Genomic DNA, 17,617 nt, shown 5'->3' with positions numbered 1-17,617 from the left:
CCAATTTAGTCCTTCTTTACTAAACCTCAACATTAAAATGTGTTTTCAACAGTTTTAAAGACTGAACCGTATAATGCCTAATTTGTAATCCCATTTTAAAGTCAGTATAAGTTTCTGGCATATCGATAAATGTATTAAACATTGCTGTAACCCCTTGTGATTCAAATAAAGCAAACTTTTCAGCAGTTGCACAAATTGCAATGGCAACCTTTTGATGTTTATGACAAAGTTCTGCAATACGCAATGTTGTCGTTTCTAGCAACTGATCATTTTCATTTAATCCTTCTCCAAAAATAATTAAATCCGCTTGTTCAACTAAATTTTCTAAATGTGTTAGTTGGTCTACTAATGCATGACTGGTTAATATTTCAGCTTTATACAGTCCATTCAAGACTGCTGCAATTCCACCACCAGCACCACCACGTTCAACTGGACCAATTGCAATTTTCAATTCACTTTTAAATAACTCACTAAAATACCAAATTAAATTATCGATTTCTGCTGCTTGATTATGATTCAACTGATGCGCATCATAAGTTTGCATGATTTCACTTTGCTTACCATATAATCGACTTGAAAAATCCGACATTACTTGAATTCTTGCTGTTTCCATTTTAGGGTGTAAGTTCGACATATCCATACGACGAATATATTTAATTACACCAGCACCTTGTCTCATATCTACGACACGCCCTTCGTCATCATAGAATTGAGCACCTAATGCTTGTAACATACCTGCACCAGCATCAAAACTATCAATCCCACCTAGTGAAATTACAACATGTTTTGCGTCATTATCTAATGCATGTTTAATCATTTCTCCTAAACCATAACTTGTTCGTTCAACAATTGGTTTTTTACCTTTTAAAAATAAATTCCCCTCGATAACGGTCATCCCTGTATCAGTTTGTCCGTAAACACCTTCAACTTCATTCATATCTGCATCATGTACTGGTATACGATACTTTTGCCCAGATTGCCATAAAAATACAGAATCTAATAATTCATGTCTTCCATTAAACAATGGTACTTGAACTACATCTGCAGTTTCAATTTGGCTTGCAACTGCCTCTTCAACATATCTATTAGCTTGATAACTCGAAATAATTCCATGAAACTCATCCATGGCTACTAATACTTTCATAACCTTGACCACCTTACTTTATTATTTGTTGTGATACGTTTTTTATTCATAAAAGATTAATCTTAAATTTTAGATTTTATCTCGTGATTATATGCGAACATTTAACATGACATGATTATTAATTATTCCAGTAAATAACAGTATGCTTCTTTTGGTTTAGCATATATTTCCTATTAAACTAACTTACAAATCATGTTTAAATTTTCTTATTGGATTCGTCGTTTTCCAAAATATTTTCAATAAAAATACTCGAATACATTATACATATGTTTGTAAAAAAGTACTAACTTAACTGCTTCTAAAGGTGACATAAAATAAAAGGTCAGAACATCATTATAGCCAAACTACTCTGATTCACACGAATTTAAGTTGTGCTATTCACGTCTAGTAGTGTAAGGCAAAATGTTCCAACCCTATAGTTTCATTATTCTTCTGCTTGTGCTAATGACGACACATTGATATCACCGTGGTCTCGATTCCAAACCATTTCACCATTTACAAAATAAAATGCTTGAGGTGATTCATGTTTAACGTTCGTTTTTTTAGCAATATAATCTGACAAATCGCGTTCTTGTTGGACAATCAAATAATAACCGTCCATATCGCGTTCATATAAAAATTTATTAAATTGATCGTACGCATTTGCCGATATTGGACAAGTTTCACTATGTTTTAATACAAAAACATATTTATTTTCCTCAATAACCTGTTCAAATTGGTCAATTGAACTTAGCTTTATAGCCACTCTATTCACCTCTAAAAATATTTATCACATTTAAATAGCATCTGCGTGACATTTTTATACATATAGTTAATATCAATGTTTACCATTATACACATAGTAAGTTGACATGTTAACCATAAATTCAAAATTTTTAACTTTGAAAAATGATTATAGTTATTTTTCTTCTAATTTTTCAAGCTTTTTTTCAAAGGCTTTATCGCCGTGAGTTATATCTATACCCTTTTTCGGCAACTTATCTACATCGACTTTTGATAACTTCTCACTAACCTTTATTGTTTCAATACGTGTATTATAATAGTTCTGCAGACTGTAATACATTTCTATTGCGTTTTTCCTTGCATTATTAACATGCTTATCACTAATATTAGTTTGGTTAATATCGGTAATTTGTTTTTCAATCATTGGCATAATGTGATTTTTAATCGCGCCTTTTACTTCATTTTCTTTACTATCATCTAGGTTCTTCTTCGCAGTATCTCTTAACGCTTTATTATTATGTTCTAATTTTGTCGTAAGATTAGTTGCTTCACTTTTATTATCAGCTAATTTAATTTCTGATTCAACTTTGTATCTATTTTTTTCAAATTGTTTCGTATAATCTAAAATGTCTTCGTTATACTTGATAGATTGATTACATAAACCTATGAATTTTTTTAATTGATATATCGCATCCTTCTTCTCATTTGCAAGCGTCATATATTCTTTTTTTAATTTCTTAACTTTCATTGTATCATCAGGCAAATTTTTTGCTGACTTATAATATGCTTCAAATTTAGGTATGAGATGGTTTTTAACATCTTCTTGTAGTGCCTTAAATTCTTTACTATTTTTATCAGTTGTATCAGTTTTACTTAGATGATCAATTTCTTTCAAATGTATATTATCCATGACATGTTGTAATTCTTTTTGTTTTTGCTCAACATCTTTAAATTGCTTAGTAAATTGATGTTGTGCCTCTTTTTCTTTATTACCACAAGCACTTATTACTACAAATAAAATCGCTAAAACAGCGATAATAACAATTTTTTTCATGATTGCACTCCTTAACAGATTCATTATACAAAAACATGTTTATTATGAAAATGAATTATGTTATAGTATTCCAGACTTTATCGTGATTAAATTAAATTTCAATATCAAAGGAGTTTATCATGTATTCAAATGTTCAACCATTCATTAATAGTGATTTAACTAATTGTTTTCAATCACAATACACTGAAATTGAATCATTATTATTCAACCTCTTAGACAGCCCAGTAAAATATACAAAACATATTGGCGGTACGCATCATTTTAAATATTCAACAGAGCCGATTTTAGATATTTTAGTAGGTGTAGAAAATTTGCATGATATTACTTCCTTAGATGAAAAACGTTTAAATTATGTTGGGTTTTATCGCTTGCATCATAAATATAATAAGAAAGTTATGATGGCGAAGTTTAACAATTTTCATGAACTAAAACAACAGGTGCGTCTACATATCATTCAAATGAATACCCAAACATTTGAATCTTATCTTGCACTTGATTACCTCTTATCAACTAATGATGATATTGCTTTGCAATTCCATACAAAAAAGCACCAAATATTGCAACATAGCTTAACAATTAGACAATATGAGATGCAAAAGCAACAATACTTTGAAAAACTATGTAAAAAATACTTATAACGACAATAATTCCGTATTTTATAATTATACTAATTCTAATACTTTCTTTTCAATTTTCGCAAATGAATTTTAAAATTGGTATAATACTATATGATATTAAAGACATGAGAAAGGATGTACTGAGAAGTGATAAATAAAGACATCTATCAAGCTTTACAACAACTTATCCCAAATGAAAAAATTAAAGTTGATGAACCTTTAAAACGATACACTTATACTAAAACAGGTGGTAATGCCGACTTTTATATTACCCCTACTAAAAATGAAGAAGTACAAGCAGTTGTTAAATATGCCTATCAAAATGAGATTCCTGTTACATATTTAGGAAATGGCTCAAATATTATTATCCGTGAAGGTGGTATTCGTGGCATTGTAATTAGTTTATTATCACTAGATCATATCGAAGTATCTGATGATGCGATAATAGCCGGTAGCGGCGCTGCAATTATTGATGTCTCACGTGTTGCTCGTGATTACGCACTTACTGGCCTTGAATTTGCATGTGGTATTCCAGGTTCAATCGGTGGTGCAGTGTATATGAATGCTGGCGCTTATGGTGGCGAAGTTAAAGATTGTATAGACTATGCGCTTTGCGTAAACGAACAAGGCTCGTTAATTAAACTTACAACAAAAGAATTAGAGTTAGATTATCGTAATAGCATTATTCAAAAAGAACACTTAGTTGTATTAGAAGCTGCATTTACTTTAGCTCCTGGTAAAATGACTGAAATACAAGCTAAAATGGATGATTTAACAGAACGTAGAGAATCTAAACAACCTTTAGAGTATCCTTCATGTGGTAGTGTATTCCAAAGACCGCCTGGTCATTTTGCAGGTAAATTGATACAAGATTCTAATTTGCAAGGTCACCGTATTGGCGGCGTTGAAGTTTCAACTAAACACGCTGGTTTTATGGTAAATGTAGACAATGGAACTGCTACAGATTATGAAAACCTTATTCATTATGTACAAAAGACCGTCAAAGAAAAATTTGGCATTGAATTAAATCGTGAAGTTCGCATTATTGGTGAACATCCAAAGGAATCGTAAGTTAAGGAGCTTTGTCTATGCCTAAAGTTTATGGTTCATTAATCGATACTGAAACACGCTGTCGCCATTATTTTACCGAAGAAGATATTATTGCTATTAAATTTAAATGTTGTAATAAATACTATCCATGCTATAAGTGCCATAATGAGTTTGAAAAGCACGCCATTAAGCGTTGGTCTGAGCCTTCATTTAACGAAAAAGCAATCTTATGCGGTGTATGCAAACACGAATTAACAATCAATGAATATATGATGGTAGAGCGTTGTCCAAATTGCCAATCTCGGTTTAACAATCGCTGTAAATATCACTATCATATTTATTTTGAAATTTAAACAACATAGTCAAAACATTATAGGGAGTGGATCAGACATGATAAAGCACCACTTCTGTAGAATTCCTTTTTGAAATTCTCTATGTTTGGGCCCCGCCAACTTGCATTGTCAGTAGAAATTGAAAATCAAATTTCTCTATGTTTGGAGCCCACTGGTATTGAAATGAACTTGTTACAAGTACATGTTCATTCAACCAACGACTGACAACAGAACATTTTAGAGTCTAGGACATTGATTGACGTCCCAGATTTCCTTTTTTAAAGAAAAGAGGGGAGCAATGATTAAGACCTTTAACCATTGTTCCCCTCTTTTAAAATTATTTTACAACTTTATCAAGTTCCTCAATTTGTTTAATTGTAGTTGTAGTTGATCCAGCTGCAAAGTACCATAATTTAGGATTTAAATTATATACTTTGTCTTCTTTAATTGCTTTAACATTTTTTAATACAGGATTATTTAATGCTTGTTTCGCAGTTGATTTACCACTTATCGCTTGACCTCTATCCATCGCTAAAATAACATCTGGATTTTCTTTATTAACATATTCGTTAGAAACATTTTGTCCATGATTGCTATTACTTACTTTTTTATCAACTGCATTGAATCCTAATGTATCGTAAACTAATCCACCAAAACGACCTTTAGGTCCAAATGTTGATAATTCACCTTCGTTAACTAGTAAATACATAACAGTTTTATTGAAGTTTTTCGTTTTATCTTTCATTGAAGCAATTTTGTTATCTAAATCTTTATTTAATTCTTTAGCTTTATCTTCTTTATCGTAAATTTTACCGATATTTTCAGTGTTTTGTTTCATTGAACCAATTAAGTTCTTTTCATCTGCACCAACATAAACAATTTTCGCTTTAGGTGCAGCTTTTTTGAATTCATCTAAATTCTTTTGATTAGCTGTACGTCCAGAGATAAAGATTACTTCGGGTTTCGTCGCAGCAATTTTATCAAAATTCATTTCTTTTAAATTACCAACGTTTGTATATTTATCATCTTTAAATGATTCTAAGAAATTCGGTAATGACTTACCGCCTTCCCCTTTAGGTAATGCTTTTACTTTATCTGATAAGCCCATTTCTTTCATTACATCTAATGCGCCATAGTCTAACACAACTGCATTTTTAGGATTTTTTGGTACTTCAACAGTTTCTTTAACTTTTTTAGCGTCACTACCATCTTTTTTCTCGCCACGCATTTTATAGTTATTTTCAATTTTTACTGTATCTTTAGAACCTTTAGTTTCTGATTTTGATTGTTCTTTATCAGAATTGTTACCGCATGCCGCTAATAAAAACATTACTGCTAATACTAAATATAAGACTGTTTTCTTCATAATATAATATTCTCCTCTTTTGGCTTAATCTGTGTGCTTGATGTGAAATATAAATAAATGCTTTACGTTTAACCCTTCTTTAATTGGCGCATCACCCCTTTAAAGTGTCTCCAAATTATCAATCCTTAAAATATAAACAAATCCTTTGATTTCTTATATGTTCAATTTGAATATCCATGTCATATAAATCACTTAAAACACTACTTTGAATGACATTATCTTTCAAATCTGACTTAACTAGTTGTCCGTTTTTCAATGCTACAATCTGATCTGAATAACAGGACGCAAAGTTAATATCATGTAACACAATGACAATCGCTTTATTCATTTTATGCGCTAACATTTTTAACGTTTGCATAATTTGAACAGCATGCTTCATATCTAAATTATTTAATGGTTCATCTAGCAAAATATATTCAGTATCTTGTGCTATTGTCATTGCAATGTATGCACGCTGACGTTGTCCACCAGATAATGACTTAATATTACGATTTCTGATATCTTGTAGTTGCAACAAATCTAGCGCATCATTGACAATATCATGATCCTCTTTCGTCAAACGACCTTTAGAATAAGGGAATCGTCCAAAGTTTACCAACTGCTCTACCGTAATATTCATTTCAGTATGGTTTGTTTGTTTTAATATAGATATTTTTTTCGACAAGTCATTATTTTTATAATCAGACATGAGCTGTCCATCTATTTTCACTTCACCGTTATCAAAACGAATTAACCTACATATCGCTGAAAGTAAAGTACTCTTACCCGCACCATTAGGTCCAATTAAAGAAGTCAATTTACCTTTTTCGATATCTATGCTAATATCTTCCAATATCATTTGATTATTTATAGTTTTAGTTAAATTTTCAACTTGAATCATTGCGCATTTCTCCTTCTAACTAATAGATAAATGAAATAACTTCCACCAATCAAATCAATAAGTATACTCATTTCTGTCGTAGCTTCAAACACATTTTCAACTACCCATTGCGCACTAAATAAACTAATCCAACTCAAGCAAATTGTCGCAATTAAAATATACTTATGTTCATACGTCTTCATTAGTTCATGCGCTAGATTTACAGTTAATAAACCTAAAAATGTAATTGGTCCTACTAATGCAGTTGACACAGAAACTAAAACTGAGACTATTACAAGTAGAATTCGCGTTAATTTTTCATACGATATCCCAAGATTAATTGCTTCAGCACGACCTAAAAGCAATACATCTAAATAAGGCAATAGTAAAATTGTAATGACTAATAAGATTACTAATAGCACTGCTGAGAAAGTAACTAAATTCGAATTAGAAGCATTAAAATTAGCAAACATACTACTTTGTATTGCTAAAAATGACTCAGGATCCATAATCAGTTGAATAAAACCTGTTATGCTTCTAAAAAATGTTCCTAAAAGGACACCAATAAGTAAGATAAAATAAATTGAAAAATGTCCAATTTTAAAGATACCTTGGAATAGGATTAGTGCGAATAACACCATCGTTATAAGTGTTAATATAAAGTTCAAATATACATTAGTAACCCATACCGATTGAATTCCAAATAAAAAGACTGGCAATACTTTGATAAATAAATAAACTGCATCTAACCCCATTATTGATGGTGTCAATAGACGGTTATTTGTAATCGCTTGAAAAATCACCACTGAAGTTGCAATGGCAGCACCTACTAAAATAATTAATATGAACTTTCTTAAACGACTTGAAAATTGATATTCAAATATTTCAAAATCAATACCTACAAATAAGTACAGCATACTAATTAATAACGTTACTGCAATTAAAAGCATTATTTTTTTATTATTGTTGCGCATAATTTTTCCTACCTTTCATAAGCAAGATAAGGAAAATGATTGTTCCAAATACACCTATTGTTAAACCAATATTTATTTCATATGGATAAACAACAATTCTGCCAACTATATCAGAAAATAATACAAAGATGGCACCTAACATCATCGTATGAGGGATAGCATTTTTCAAATGATCACCTCGATAAATTGAAATAATATTTGGTATTACTAGTCCTAAGAACGGTAATGTTCCAACAGTCACCACTACCAATGCTGTAATAGTTGCAGTAATAAACAATGCGATGTTAATTAATTTTTCGTAACTCAAACCTAAATTATTAGTAAAGTCTTTACCCATTCCTACAATCGTGAAATGATTAGCAAAAAGATATGTCAATGCTAAAAGAGGAATACTTAAATATAAAATTTCATAGCGTCCACTTGTGATAATGGCAAAGTTCCCGTTAAGCCAGTTACCAATGCTTTGAACAGCATTCGTGCGCAATGAGATGAAGGTTGTGAAACTTGCAACAATCCCACCCATCATAATTCCTAGAAGCGGTACAAAAATGACATCTTTCACTTTTATAAAATCAATGATTTTAACAAATAAAAACGTACCGCAAATACTGCAAATAACAGCAAATACTAGTTTTAATAAAATATGACCGGTTGGAAAGAACAATAAAGCAATTAAAATACCTAGTTTAGCCCATTCCATCGTTCCAGCTGTAGTCGGACTAACAAACTTATTTTGCATCATTTGTTGCATTATCAAGCCTGCTAAAGCCAACGAACTTCCAGCAATTAAAATACTCATCGTCCTTGGTATTCGGCTTGAGAATAAAATATTCCGCTGTGACTCAGTTAAATGTAGTAAATCTTTAATTGATAGTTCACTCACACCTATGAACAACGAAATAATTGTCAACAATATTAGTAATAGAAGCAAAATATTTCCCTTTAATAAATACTTCATTACAAATTTTTCTCCCTTTAAATTAATGATAATCATTATCATTGATAATATTTCTCATTAATAGTAGCGTTTTTTGACCATAATTTCAATAGCCTTTCAAATAATTTAGTGTCAATTTTATTGATATTTGCAATTAAACTGAAATTTAATTTTTCGGAATGTGTATTTTGTTTGCTTAAAGTAAAATAGAACACTTAAGATTTTGATGTCTGGGAATAGTGGAAATGATAAAAACTACTAATGATTGATTATGTAGTGGTTCTTAACATTAGCCTCAGCTAATGTGTACTTAAAAATAGGAATACATGAGTAAAACTCATGTGGAAGTGATAATTTCTAAAGGAAAAAGTTTTTCTTTATGTTGGGGCCCCGCCCGAACTTGCACAATATTGTTAGCTGACTTTCCGCCTGCTTTTATGTTGGGGCCCCGCCAACTTGCACATTATTGTTAGCTGACTTTCCGTCTGCTTCTATGTTGGGGCCCCGCCAACTTGCACAATATTGTTAGCTGACTTTCCGCCTGCTTCTGTGTTGGGGCCCCGCCAACTACTGCCAATATAAATAACATTGTACATCTTAGAGCATTGATTTCTTACTCAGACTCATAATGAGTTAGATACACATAAAAAAAGACCTTCAACATGTAGGAGACAAGACGAAACGAATCGCTATTTCCCTTTACATGTGAAGGTCTTTTAATTTAATTGTTATTTGTTGTCAAATACAAAGTCATCATCTTGTAATGCTTCTACGTTTAATGCTAATACATAACCATCACCTTTTACTGAGAAGAAGTCATGGTTTTTAGTTGTTGTATCTAAGGCATTCTCAATGATTGGGTTAAATTCACGTTCCTCAAAATAAGGTTCAAAGCCTAAGTTTGAAAGTGCTTTGTTTCCATTATATTTAACATAGTTTAGCACATCTTCAGTGATTCCAAGATCATCGTATAACATTTTTGTGTATGACTCTTCATTTAAATACAAGTCATTTAGCAATTTATACATTTCTTGATCTGCTTTTTGTTTCTCACTTTCAGATAGTTCATTTCGTAAATGCTGTGCATCTAAACCGGTAAATACACCATGAATAGATTCATCTAAAAGAATTTTACGAATGATTTCACCTGATGTCGTCATTTTCCCTTGACCAGCAAGATATAGTGGATAATAGAAACCTGAGAAGAATAAGAATGTTTCTAAAAATACACTCGTAACTCTGGCCATATATTGGTCGTATATCGAAGCTTCTTTACCCCAAAGTTTGTGATAATTAGCAACAATTTTATCAGATTTATATTTTAAATGGGGTTCCTCTAAAACCCATTCATCTAATAGGTAGTTTGTTTCACTAGATGGTAATAGTGTTGTGAAAATATGTGAATAGCTTTTCGCGTGTATTTGCTCCATCATCGCCATAAATGAATAAACTGCTTTTTTCCTTAAGTCAGTCGTATGTAGCATAACTAAAGGCATGCCATCATCTGCTTGATGTGTATCTAAGCCTGTTAAACCAGCTAATGCTTTTTTAAATGTGTCTTGTTCAGCTTCAGATAAAGTCTTCCAACTTGCAATGTCTTTTGATACTTTAAATTCTGTTTCAACCCACATTTGAGATATATTTTGTCTCCAAAACATATTCGTCATATCTTCTTGTGTGTTCCAATTAACAGCTATCATGAATATAATTTCCTCCTGTAATGTTACTCAATAATTGACAAATACAGACATAGCAGTCTAATCATCTGCTAATTCAGACCAGATGATTAGCTGTTTGTCATTTTCAACATTTAATTGTTAGATAGAACAACTTGTACATTCTTCTACACTTAATAATTTATTTCTAGTATAGTAAAGTGATTTTAATCCTTTATAGTGCGCATATACATATAATCTTGCTAACTCACGTGTAGAAATTTCAGAATTAACATAAAGGATCGTTGAGATACCTTGGTCAATATGCGTTTGAATTGTCGCAATTAAATCGATTAATTTCATCTGATCAGTATTGAATGCTGATTTGTAGTACCACATTGTTTGTGGTGATAAGAATGGCATAGGGTAAAATGTTTCCGCATTACCATAAGTACGACGTTCAATTTGGTCAACGATTGGCATTACAGAACTTGTTGCATTTTGAACATAAGAAATACTTTGTGTTGGAGCAATTGCTAATCTATATGCATGATATAAACCATATTGTTCAACATCTTGTTGTAGTTTCTTCCAATCCTCAGAAGTAGGAATAGCCATACCATCGAATAATTCACGTACTTTTTCGAATTGAGGTTCAAATTCTTGAGTTGTATAGAACTCGAAATATTTGCCATTAGCATAATCAGACTTTTCAAAGTCTTGATATTTGATACCACGCTCTTTAGCGATTTCCATTGAACGTTCGATTGAGTAGAAATTCATCATCATAAAGAAGATATTTGCAAAATCTTTTGCTTCTTCTGACTCATAACCAATTTTATTTTTTGCTAGGTAACCGTGTAAATTCATGACACCAAGACCAACTGAATGTAATTCACTGTTAGCTTTTCTAACTCCTGGTGCATTTTGAATATTTGCTACATCACTCACAACAGTTAATGCGTCCATACCAGAGTGAACTGAATCTCTGAATTTTCCGCTTTCCATTACATTAACAATATTTAATGAGCCCAAGTTACAAGAAATATCACGTTTAATTTCGTCTTCAATACCATAGTCATTAATAATTGAAGTTTCTTGTAATTGGAAAATTTCAGTACATAAGTTACTCATTTTAATTTGTCCAATGTTTGAATTCGGATGCACTCTGTTAGCATTATCTTTAAACATTAAATATGGATAACCTGATTGTAATTGTGTTTGCGCAATTAAATTCAACATTTCACGCGCATTCTTTTTCTTTTTCTCAACATTTGGGTTTGCAACCATGTCATCATAATATTTTTCTAAATCGATATCGTCTAATGTCACACCATATTCTTCTTTAACTGTATGAGGTGCAAACATATAAAAGTCCTTACCTTCTTTAGCTAAATCGAAGAATTTAGATGGAACAATTAAACCAGTTGATATTGTAGATAAACGTAAATCTTCATCCGCATTTACTTTTTTAGTATCTAAAAATTCTTCTACATCATAATGGAAGATATTTAAGTACACAGCACCAGCACCAGGGCGTTGACCAAGTTGATCTGCATAGCTAAAGCCACCTTCAAGTGACTTAGCAATAGGTAAAACGCCTTTCGCTACGCCTTTAATTCCTTTAATTGCTTCACCACGTGCACGCAATTTAGATAAGTTAATTGCAACGCCGCCCCCAATTTTACTTAATTGTTTTGCAGTTGAATCAATAAAGTTAATTGAATTTAAGCTGTCATCCACTTCTAATAAGAAACATGACACTAGCTCACCACGACGCGCACGGCCTGCGTTTAAAAATGTTGGTGTCGCTGGTTGATATCTTTGTTCAACCATAGCAGAAATAAATTGTTTAGCTTGTGCTTTATTACCATTTGCTAGGTATAAAGCAACAATGGCAACGTGTTGATTATAGTCTTCTAAGTATTGACTTTTATCATTTGTTTTCAAAGCGTAATCTTTGAAAAATTTACTAGCTGACATATAACTTGCAAAATTAAACGGGATTGATTTTGCATAATCAGTGATTTCAATTAGATCCGCTTCACTATAAATATCAAACACATTGAAATAAAAATCGTTGTCTACTAAATAACGTAAACGCTCGATTTCAGTGTCGAAGAAGATTGTTTTGTCTTTTACTTCTTCTAAATAAGCTACTAAAGCTTCTTGGTCTTTTTCTAAACTAAAGAATCCATCTTCTCTTCGTTTAGTGACCTCATTATTTAATTCAATATGATTGTACTTTTTCTCTTCCATGGTTTTCATTAAAATTACCCACCTTGTTCTTAAATTCAATAACGTCTTTGTTTTTTCCATGTAACTCAAACTTCATTAATAAAGGGACATTATACTCTTCTGATATCGTGCGACCCGCTTTTGCGAAATTTAGTCCCCAATTTCGATTACCGCTAGCTGCCACACCTCTGATGTATTGATGATTAACTTCTAAAAAAGATTGAACGGGTTCTGGTACTTCTCCAAATCCAATAGTGCCAGTAACGATAATAAACGGTTCATGAACTGGTTCCATACAATTTTCTGCTGTAATCTCAAGCGTATTTTCAAGTTCTGTTCTCTTAATAAAACGACGGACATTTCCAGTAAATGAAAAATATATTATTTTCATTGGATCACCTTCTTTCTTCAACCCTTTTAAATAAAGTAGTCATTACAATTAAAAAATGCTTTAACAACATGGTTACTATGGTTATCTCAGCATTGTATTAACTATAATGAAGCTACTTATTTTCTCAAATGTAAACCAATTGCATAGATTTATATTTGAGAAAATAGTAGCTTATATGGGTTGAATGTATAAAAATCACTATATGTAGTGTTTACGTCATTGGATATCTTCCATTTGTTCAGTACATTTTCTAAAAATATGACTATTAATTGATAATAACTATTAAATTTCTGTGTTAAATTACTTTTAAATGTAATTTCTTCATAAATAAAGCATTTGCATACAAAACACAAGATATTGTGTCTTTTTCGTTTCACCAACACTATATTATGTGTTTCATTATACATAAGACACACTATGATTTAAAGTGCCATTTTCTAATCGAATGTTCGTAAAACGTTCCAACTAGGCACCAATACTAAATTAGAAAAACTTGAACAAATTTAAAAAAATTTTTTAGTAGATATCACTTGATTTTTTTAAATCTGTGTCAATCTCAATTGTATCAACAGAAATCAAGAAAAAGCTTATTAGCTTGATACTGAATTGATATTTGTTTTATGTAATAACACAAACATTCATAAAAGTGTAATGCCCTATTATTCCGACAAATAAACACAGAACGTTTGTTCGGTACAATCTATTATAGTCTTTTTATAGTAAATTTCAACTATTTATGCACAACATGTTGTTTTATGCTAATATAAATACGTTAATTTTATATAAAAGAGGCGATAAAATTGAATCCTAAAGTAAAAGGTATCATTGCCATTTTAATTTCGGCTATTGGTTTCAGTTTTATGTCAGTGTTTTTCAGACTTGCAGGTGACCTTCCTGTTTTTCAAAAATCATTAGCACGAAACTTAGTAGCAATGTTTATTCCATTATTTTATATATATAAATACCATCAGCCAATGTTTGGCAGACTTTCAAGTCAACCCTTATTAATAACACGATCAACACTTGGACTTATTGGTGTATTGTTAAATATTTATGCCATTGATCATATGGTACTTAGTGATGCCGATTCATTAATGAAACTCAATCCTTTCTGGACGATTTTATTAAGCATTGTTTTCTTACATGAAAAGGTAAGGAAGTATCAAATAACAGCAATGATAATTGCTATTTTAGGTATGCTTTTAATAGTGAAACCTGAATTTTCATCATCTATGATTCCATCATTAGCTGGCTTATTCTCAGGTATTTTTGCAGCAGCAGCATATACATGTGTTCGAGCACTTAGTACAAGAGAAGCACCATATACTATAGTATTTTACTTCTCCTTATTTTCTGTCATCGTTTTAATACCTTTCACTGCATATACTTATGAACCAATGAGTCAGATGCAAATACTTTATCTATTAGGGGCTGGCTTAGCTGCCGCTGTGGGTCAAATTGGTGTTACATTAGCATATAGTTTTGCAGCCGCAAAAGATATTTCTATTTTCGCGTATGCATCTATAATTTTCACAGCAATACTTGGATTTATTCTATTCGGAGAATCTCCAGATTTCTATGCAACATTAGGTTACGTCGTTATTATCGGTGCAAGTTATTACATGTTTGAAAAAGCACGCCGAGACGCCAAAATAATAAAAAAATAAATTTAAAGGAGCGCTTTATATGGCACATGGCCGTCAACAAGATGAATTACAAGATATAACTTTATTAGGAAATCAAGACAATACTTACAATTTTGACTATCGTCCTGATGTATTAGAATCGTTTGATAATAAGCATCAAGGTCGTGACTATTTCGTAAAATTCAACTGTCCAGAATTTACATCATTATGTCCGATTACTGGGCAACCAGATTTTGCAACTATCTATATTTCATATATTCCAAATGTTAAAATGGTTGAATCAAAATCTTTGAAATTATACTTATTTAGTTTCAGAAATCACGGTGATTTCCACGAAGATTGTATGAATATTATTATGAATGATTTGATAGAGCTTATGGACCCACATTATATTGAAGTCTGGGGCAAGTTCACACCACGTGGTGGAATTTCTATTGATCCTTATACAAACTATGGACGTCCAAATTCTAAATATGAAAAAATGGCTGAGCATCGTTTGATGAATCATGATTTATATCCCGAAAAAATAGATAATCGTTAAATGTATCATTTAATAAACACACCAATAAGTTGATTTTCCTAACTTATTGGTGTGTTTTTCATTTAGCATACATAATAGGTTACATTAAAATAACATTTTATACCAAAGTACACCAAAAGAATATTAGTACACGAATTAAACAACATTTTTATAGAAACCTATTGCACTTTAACGTCAATAAGTATATTTTTATATTATCTCTAATTAATTGTGCGCGCTTAATAACAGAATATTCTCAATATTTTTATTTTTTTGTGATTTGTTGGAATATTTAGTTGATAAGGCACAATCAAATTTACTTAAACTATTGTATTAGGGGAAGAAAGGATGGGATGTATACATGACACAACAAAACTCCCATGGAAATCAAATTCAAGACATACCTCAAACAGGATTTTTCGGGCATCCTCGAGGACTAGGCGTACTCTTCTTTGTAGAGTTCTGGGAAAGGTTTAGTTATTATGGCATGCGTGCCCTACTCATTTTCTACATGTACTTTGCCGTAACAGATAATGGCCTTGGAATTGATAAAACAACAGCTATGTCAATTATGTCAGTTTATGGTTCATTAATCTATATGACATCAATACCAGGCGGATGGATTGCTGACAGAATTACAGGCACTAGAGGCGCTACTTTATTAGGTGCAGTCTTTATTATTATCGGACATATTTGTTTAAGCTTACCATTTGCATTAATCGGCTTATTCACATCAATGTTCTTCATCATTATTGGTTCAGGTTTAATGAAGCCAAACATTTCAAATATCGTTGGCCGTTTATATCCTGAAAATGATAGACGTATGGATGCAGGTTTTGTTATTTTCTATATGTCAGTTAATATGGGTGCATTATTATCACCTATTATTTTGCAACACTTTGTTAATGTTAAAAACTTCCACGGCGGATTCTTGATTGCAGCAGTTGGTATGGCATTAGGTTTAGTATGGTATGTACTTTTCAACCGCAAAAACTTAGGTAGCGTTGGTATGAAACCTACTAACCCATTGACACCAGCTGAAAAGAAAAAGTATGGTCTTATTATCGGAAGTGTTGTTTTAGCAATTGTATTAATTATCGTTATTGGTGCATTAACTAACTCATTATCATTTAACTTAGTTAGTAATACTGTTTTAGTATTAGGTATTGCATTACCAATCATTTACTTCACTTTAATTATTAGAAGTAAAGATGTCACTGATACTGAACGTTCTCGTGTTAAAGCATTTATTCCATTATTTATTCTTGGAATGGTGTTCTGGGCTATTCAAGAACAAGGGTCTAATGTATTAAACATATATGGAATTGAACATTCAGATATGAAATTAAACTTATTTGGTTGGAAAACAAACTTTGGTGAAGCGATCTTCCAATCAATTAACCCATTATTTATTTTATTACTAGCTCCAATTATTTCACTTTTATGGCAAAAGCTTGGAACTAAACAACCTAGCCTGCCAGTAAAATTTGCAATTGGTACGTTCTTAGCAGGTGCGTCATACATACTAATTGGTATTGTAGGTTATGCATCAGGTTCATCAAACTTTTCAGTTAACTGGGTTATTTTATCGTACATTATTTGTGTTATCGGTGAGCTATGCTTATCACCAACGGGTAATAGTGCTGCTGTTAAGTTAGCACCTAAAGCATTTAATGCCCAAATGATGAGTATTTGGTACTTAACTAACGCTTCTGCACAAGCAATCAATGGTACTTTAGTTAAGTTAATAGAACCACTAGGTCAAACAAATTACTTTATTTTCCTAGGTGTTGTTGCAATTATTGTTACAACAATTGTATTAGCATTCTCACCTTTAATCATCAAAGCGATGAAAGGTATACGTTAATATTGTTGGCCTAATTCAAAAAACAGTAAGTCATTTAAATGGCTTACTGTTTTTTTATAGGTTTCTATTAATTAAATTCAAGATATCAGTATAAATAAAAGCTTAATATGCTCGTTATAGACAGCTATAACTATTTTTTCTCGTCCCACTCTATAGACATCAATGTCAGTTATTACCATTTTCTCTATTTAAAAACATATTTTTGGTATTAACAATTAAAAGTGGGTATATATATTTAATGAAC

General features: G+C 31.5%; 19 protein-coding genes. 7 read left to right on the top strand and 12 right to left on the bottom strand.

The genetic code is table 11. The features are described from left to right. Window positions 1-19: 19 nt before the first annotated feature. The 3 genes from KI230_RS03680 to KI230_RS03670 all read right to left on the bottom strand — a co-directional run bounded on the left by KI230_RS03680 (window position 20) and on the right by KI230_RS03670 (window position 2,921). On the bottom strand, window positions 20-1,144 hold the full coding sequence (locus tag KI230_RS03680; RefSeq protein ID WP_045178149.1) for a glycerate kinase: 1,125 nt from the start codon (window positions 1,142-1,144) through the stop codon (window positions 20-22). 424 nt (window positions 1,145-1,568) lie between these two features. Continuing rightward, on the bottom strand, window positions 1,569-1,889 hold the full coding sequence (ytxJ, locus tag KI230_RS03675) for a bacillithiol system redox-active protein YtxJ (protein WP_000985617.1): 321 nt from the start codon (window positions 1,887-1,889) through the stop codon (window positions 1,569-1,571). Window positions 1,890-2,042: 153 nt separating this feature from the next. Further along, window positions 2,043-2,921, bottom strand: a complete 879-nt coding sequence (locus KI230_RS03670; RefSeq protein WP_000724887.1) for an EMYY motif lipoprotein — start codon at window positions 2,919-2,921, stop codon at window positions 2,043-2,045. A 119-nt stretch (window positions 2,922-3,040) separates the two neighbouring features. Between KI230_RS03670 and KI230_RS03665 the strand changes: the two genes are divergently transcribed. From KI230_RS03665 to KI230_RS03655, 3 genes are all read left to right on the top strand, one after another. Further along, window positions 3,041-3,559 (top strand): GrpB family protein, encoded by a 519-nt coding sequence (locus tag KI230_RS03665; protein ID WP_000287200.1) that lies wholly within the window; start codon window positions 3,041-3,043, stop codon window positions 3,557-3,559. 126 nt (window positions 3,560-3,685) lie between these two features. Further along, window positions 3,686-4,609 (top strand): UDP-N-acetylmuramate dehydrogenase, encoded by a 924-nt coding sequence (murB, locus tag KI230_RS03660; RefSeq protein ID WP_000608440.1) that lies wholly within the window; start codon window positions 3,686-3,688, stop codon window positions 4,607-4,609. Window positions 4,610-4,626: 17 nt separating this feature from the next. After that, window positions 4,627-4,941, top strand: a complete 315-nt coding sequence (locus KI230_RS03655; protein WP_001127269.1) for a CHY zinc finger protein — start codon at window positions 4,627-4,629, stop codon at window positions 4,939-4,941. Between the two features lie 316 nt (window positions 4,942-5,257). On the opposite strand, the gene KI230_RS03650 is transcribed toward KI230_RS03655, so the two are convergent. The 8 genes from KI230_RS03650 to nrdI form a co-directional block, all read right to left on the bottom strand. Continuing rightward, on the bottom strand, window positions 5,258-6,286 hold the full coding sequence (locus KI230_RS03650; protein ID WP_214958322.1) for a ferrated catecholamine ABC transporter substrate-binding lipoprotein SstD: 1,029 nt from the start codon (window positions 6,284-6,286) through the stop codon (window positions 5,258-5,260). Between the two features lie 118 nt (window positions 6,287-6,404). After that, window positions 6,405-7,166: an iron ABC transporter ATP-binding protein gene (locus KI230_RS03645; RefSeq protein ID WP_000616839.1), complete on the bottom strand. Its 762-nt coding sequence runs from the start codon at window positions 7,164-7,166 to the stop codon at window positions 6,405-6,407. Continuing rightward, window positions 7,163-8,119 (bottom strand): iron chelate uptake ABC transporter family permease subunit, encoded by a 957-nt coding sequence (locus KI230_RS03640; protein ID WP_001245577.1) that lies wholly within the window; start codon window positions 8,117-8,119, stop codon window positions 7,163-7,165. The genes KI230_RS03645 and KI230_RS03640 overlap by 4 nt, the downstream gene beginning before the upstream one ends. Further along, a complete protein-coding gene (locus tag KI230_RS03635; RefSeq protein ID WP_000876318.1) occupies window positions 8,106-9,077 on the bottom strand; it encodes an ABC transporter permease in 972 nt (323 codons plus the stop codon). Before KI230_RS03635 ends, KI230_RS03640 begins: the two co-directional genes overlap by 14 nt. Before the next feature lie 38 nt (window positions 9,078-9,115). After that, the gene (locus KI230_RS03630) at window positions 9,116-9,271 is read right to left on the bottom strand and encodes a hypothetical protein (protein WP_000499195.1); all 156 of its coding nucleotides are present in this window, start codon (window positions 9,269-9,271) and stop codon (window positions 9,116-9,118) included. A 513-nt stretch (window positions 9,272-9,784) separates the two neighbouring features. Continuing rightward, window positions 9,785-10,756 (bottom strand): class 1b ribonucleoside-diphosphate reductase subunit beta, encoded by a 972-nt coding sequence (gene nrdF, locus KI230_RS03625; protein WP_000562498.1) that lies wholly within the window; start codon window positions 10,754-10,756, stop codon window positions 9,785-9,787. 117 nt (window positions 10,757-10,873) lie between these two features. Next, a complete protein-coding gene (gene nrdE, locus KI230_RS03620) occupies window positions 10,874-12,979 on the bottom strand; it encodes a class 1b ribonucleoside-diphosphate reductase subunit alpha (protein WP_000855505.1) in 2,106 nt (701 codons plus the stop codon). Beyond that, entirely contained in the window at window positions 12,942-13,340 is a 399-nt protein-coding gene (gene nrdI / locus KI230_RS03615) for a class Ib ribonucleoside-diphosphate reductase assembly flavoprotein NrdI (protein WP_000692521.1), read from the bottom strand. The genes nrdE and nrdI overlap by 38 nt, the downstream gene beginning before the upstream one ends. A gap of 800 nt (window positions 13,341-14,140) precedes the next feature. On the opposite strand from nrdI, the gene KI230_RS03610 reads away from it, so the two are divergent. The 4 genes from KI230_RS03610 (at window position 14,141) to KI230_RS03600 (ending at window position 17,373) form a co-directional block, all read left to right on the top strand. Then, window positions 14,141-15,007, top strand: coding sequence for a DMT family transporter (locus KI230_RS03610; protein WP_045177931.1), 867 nt, complete (start codon window positions 14,141-14,143; stop codon window positions 15,005-15,007). A 19-nt stretch (window positions 15,008-15,026) separates the two neighbouring features. Further along, window positions 15,027-15,527: a preQ(1) synthase gene (queF, locus tag KI230_RS03605; RefSeq protein WP_000930014.1), complete on the top strand. Its 501-nt coding sequence runs from the start codon at window positions 15,027-15,029 to the stop codon at window positions 15,525-15,527. Between the two features lie 29 nt (window positions 15,528-15,556). Continuing rightward, window positions 15,557-15,802, top strand: coding sequence for a hypothetical protein (locus KI230_RS13740; protein ID WP_001788366.1), 246 nt, complete (start codon window positions 15,557-15,559; stop codon window positions 15,800-15,802). Window positions 15,803-15,867: 65 nt separating this feature from the next. Continuing rightward, window positions 15,868-17,373 (top strand): peptide MFS transporter, encoded by a 1,506-nt coding sequence (locus KI230_RS03600; protein ID WP_000193751.1) that lies wholly within the window; start codon window positions 15,868-15,870, stop codon window positions 17,371-17,373. A 77-nt stretch (window positions 17,374-17,450) separates the two neighbouring features. Here the strand turns inward: KI230_RS03600 and KI230_RS03595 are convergent, their stop codons facing one another. After that, window positions 17,451-17,552 carry a hypothetical protein gene (locus tag KI230_RS03595; RefSeq protein ID WP_031835073.1) on the bottom strand — a complete coding sequence of 34 codons (102 nt, stop codon included), beginning with the start codon at window positions 17,550-17,552 and terminating at the stop codon, window positions 17,451-17,453. Between the last annotated feature and the right edge of the window lie 65 nt (window positions 17,553-17,617).

Origin of the sequence: Staphylococcus sp. MZ3 (genome assembly GCF_018622755.1) — a bacterium.
Classification (GTDB): Bacteria; Bacillota; Bacilli; order Staphylococcales; family Staphylococcaceae; genus Staphylococcus; species Staphylococcus aureus.
The sequence above is the reverse complement of the archived record's forward strand: the minus strand, read 5'-3'. Positions and strand labels throughout refer to the sequence as shown.

Excerpts from the sequence above, each read along its gene's own strand:
- KI230_RS03665 (WP_000287200.1), top strand. The coding sequence starts at position 3,041 with ATGTATTCAAATGTTCAACCATTCATTAATAGTGATTTAACTAATTGT.
- KI230_RS03680 (WP_045178149.1), bottom strand. The coding sequence starts at position 1,144 with ATGAAAGTATTAGTAGCCATGGATGAGTTTCATGGAATTATTTCGAGT.
- KI230_RS03640 (WP_001245577.1), bottom strand. The coding sequence starts at position 8,119 with ATGCGCAACAATAATAAAAAAATAATGCTTTTAATTGCAGTAACGTTA.
- KI230_RS03655 (WP_001127269.1), top strand. The coding sequence starts at position 4,627 with ATGCCTAAAGTTTATGGTTCATTAATCGATACTGAAACACGCTGTCGC.
- nrdI (WP_000692521.1), bottom strand. The coding sequence starts at position 13,340 with ATGAAAATAATATATTTTTCATTTACTGGAAATGTCCGTCGTTTTATT.
- KI230_RS03600 (WP_000193751.1), top strand. The coding sequence starts at position 15,868 with ATGACACAACAAAACTCCCATGGAAATCAAATTCAAGACATACCTCAA.
- nrdE (WP_000855505.1), bottom strand. The coding sequence starts at position 12,979 with ATGAAAACCATGGAAGAGAAAAAGTACAATCATATTGAATTAAATAAT.
- queF (WP_000930014.1), top strand. The coding sequence starts at position 15,027 with ATGGCACATGGCCGTCAACAAGATGAATTACAAGATATAACTTTATTA.
- KI230_RS03645 (WP_000616839.1), bottom strand. The coding sequence starts at position 7,166 with ATGATTCAAGTTGAAAATTTAACTAAAACTATAAATAATCAAATGATA.
- KI230_RS03635 (WP_000876318.1), bottom strand. The coding sequence starts at position 9,077 with ATGAAGTATTTATTAAAGGGAAATATTTTGCTTCTATTACTAATATTG.
- KI230_RS03650 (WP_214958322.1), bottom strand. The coding sequence starts at position 6,286 with ATGAAGAAAACAGTCTTATATTTAGTATTAGCAGTAATGTTTTTATTA.
- KI230_RS03670 (WP_000724887.1), bottom strand. The coding sequence starts at position 2,921 with ATGAAAAAAATTGTTATTATCGCTGTTTTAGCGATTTTATTTGTAGTA.
- nrdF (WP_000562498.1), bottom strand. The coding sequence starts at position 10,756 with ATGATAGCTGTTAATTGGAACACACAAGAAGATATGACGAATATGTTT.
- KI230_RS03595 (WP_031835073.1), bottom strand. The coding sequence starts at position 17,552 with ATGGTAATAACTGACATTGATGTCTATAGAGTGGGACGAGAAAAAATA.